Consider the following 2,402-nt stretch of genomic DNA (forward strand, 5'->3'; position numbering starts at 1 on the left):
TCTTGGCGCTGGCCATCAGCTCGACCGCCGCCTTGACCTTTTCCAGGTCGCCCTGGACCTTGGGCTGGTAGCTGGTGCGCGGCGCGATCTGCGGCGGGACGTAGAATCCCCTGGCGAACTGCACGTCCTTCGGAATATCGACGACGACCGGACCGGGGCGGCCGGTGGTCGCGACATGGAAAGCCTCGTGGATGGTGGCGGCGAGCTCGTTGACGTCCTTCACCAGCCAATTGTGCTTGGTGCATGGGCGCGTGATGCCGACCGTATCGCATTCCTGAAAAGCGTCGGAGCCGATCAGCGAGGTCGGCACCTGCCCCGTCAGGCAGACCAGCGGGATCGAATCCATCAGCGCGTCCTGCAGCGGCGTCACCGCATTGGTGGCGCCGGGGCCGGAGGTCACCAGCATGACGCCGGCCTTGCCGGTCGAACGCGCATAGCCTTCGGCCGCATGGCCGGCGCCCTGCTCGTGGCGCACCAGTATGTGCTCGACATCGTCCTGCTGGAAGATCTCGTCATAGATCGGAAGGACAGCGCCGCCGGGATAGCCGAAGACATGCTTGACGCCATTGTCCTTCAGCGCCTGCACCACCATTTCGGCACCTGTCATCTCGCGCCGCTCGTTCTGTCCGTTGCTCATCGGTCTGTCCCGTACTGTCGCCATTTGGCGTTTGCTGGTCGTTTAGTCGTGTTTCAGGCAATAAAAAAGGCCCCCGAGGGAGCCTGTGTCTTGCGCATGGGAGGGTTTTCGCCCGGCGGTTACACCGCCTTGCCCACGCGCTTTCCTACGAGAATGAGTGCCGTTTTCATGGTGGCGGACACTAAGGGCGGGAAAGGCGGCCTGTCAACGGGAAAAATCGCGCCGGCGCGCGCAGCGTGCCGACGCGACTGCGGTGTCAGCCCGGCGCCTTGCAGCGGGAAACGCGCGGATCGCATTTGGACGCCTTCCTGGCCTGCATCTTTGCTGGCGGATGGTGGGGTGCCACCCTTGCCGGGGCATGGTGCTGGGGCATGCGCATTGCCAGCGCTTGCTGATGCGGCTTTTGTTGCTCGGCTCCGCGTGCAAGACGCTGCCCCGAAACCGGCTTGGGCGAAACCGGCTTGCGCGAAACCGATTTGGGCGAACCCCGGTTGAGCGACGATTTGACAACGATGCGTCCGTCGCCCGCGGTCCTGTCGGCATGCAGCTTGAGCGCATCGGCCTTCGCGCCGTTGCCGGCGGCCATCCGCTTGCTCACCGGCTTCACGACCACCGGATTGCTGGCAGTCACCGCGCCGGGGGAATTGGCCTTGTTGCCGGTCGCAGTCTTGGGACCCGCCACGATTTGCCCGTTCCCCTTTGTATTGCCGGCAAGCCTCTTGATCTCGGCGCCCCTGGAAACATCGAGCCGTGCACTGGCAAACACGCCTTTGCGAGGCGGAACCAGTTTTGCCGCCTTGATCGATTCGATGACGGGCTTCGGGAGTTGCTGCAGCCGGGGTCCGGCATTGATTGCAACGACCTGATTGCCAAGCCGCACGCGCGGTGCATTGTTGACCACGACCGTCTGGTTGATGATCGTCGTGTTGCGCACGATGACGACGTTCTCCTGCACCGGCCGCACCACCCTGACCATATCGACCGCGCCGATCGCCGCCACTGGCACGAAACACCACCAGGCGTCGTCGAAGGCGACACCGACGTCGGGCGGCGCTGGAGCCCAGCCGACATCATTGCCGCCCTGACGCCACACCACCCAGGCTGGCGCCCATTGATCGCCGGCGATCCACACCCAGCCGAAATCGGGATCGTAGGCCCAGCGGCCATAGTGATAGACGACATCGCCGAATGGCTCAGTGGACTGCCAGTACCAGCCATCGTCGGTCCAGACCCACCTGCCTTCGGTGTAGGGCCGCCATTCGGTACGGACCGAGGGAACCCAGACATCGCCGAAGCGGCTGGAGGTTCGCCATCCGCCATAGTTCGAAAGCCTTTCGCGGACGGTGACGGCAATTTCCGCCGCATGCGCCTGCGTTCCGGGCAGCACCAGCGGGCCGGTCAGGGTCGCGCTCAAGGCCATGACCGCGGCCATTGCTGCTGCGCGTCCACGCCGGCCGAGGGAGCGACATGAAGACGCTTGGATAAAAGGTGTGATGATCATAACGGGCTCCAGAGTTCCGCATCCAGAAAATCCCGGGAACCGCGCTGTTGCCCGCCACCGCTTCCCGGATTCTCACCGATCGGTTGTCATCGGCCCCGGTGACCGCATTGCGGCATTTGACCATCAATTCTGCGCGACCGGCGCGGCATTCACAAATGGAACGTTCGTTTCCGGCGCCGGAGCGATTCCGAAACCGCCTGGCGATCTCATTTCTAGGATAGACCATTGAAATCGCTGGAAACTATGGTGGGGCGTGACGAGGGC

At 63.9% G+C, this 2,402-nt stretch carries 2 protein-coding genes; both read right to left on the minus strand.

Features of this window, described 5'->3' with window-relative positions:
• Nucleotides 1-607: thiamine pyrophosphate-binding protein (locus tag EOD15_RS32875; RefSeq protein ID WP_245463832.1), on the minus strand; the 607-nt coding region annotated here is incomplete at its 3' end.
• Between the two features lie 286 nt (nucleotides 608-893).
• Nucleotides 894-2,069, minus strand: a complete 1,176-nt coding sequence (locus tag EOD15_RS32880; RefSeq protein ID WP_127321267.1) for a DUF6600 domain-containing protein — start codon at nucleotides 2,067-2,069, stop codon at nucleotides 894-896.
• Between the last annotated feature and the right edge of the window lie 333 nt (nucleotides 2,070-2,402).

The organism is Mesorhizobium sp. M7A.T.Ca.US.000.02.2.1 (genome assembly GCF_003996995.1).
In the GTDB taxonomy this organism is placed as follows: domain Bacteria; phylum Pseudomonadota; class Alphaproteobacteria; order Rhizobiales; family Rhizobiaceae; genus Mesorhizobium.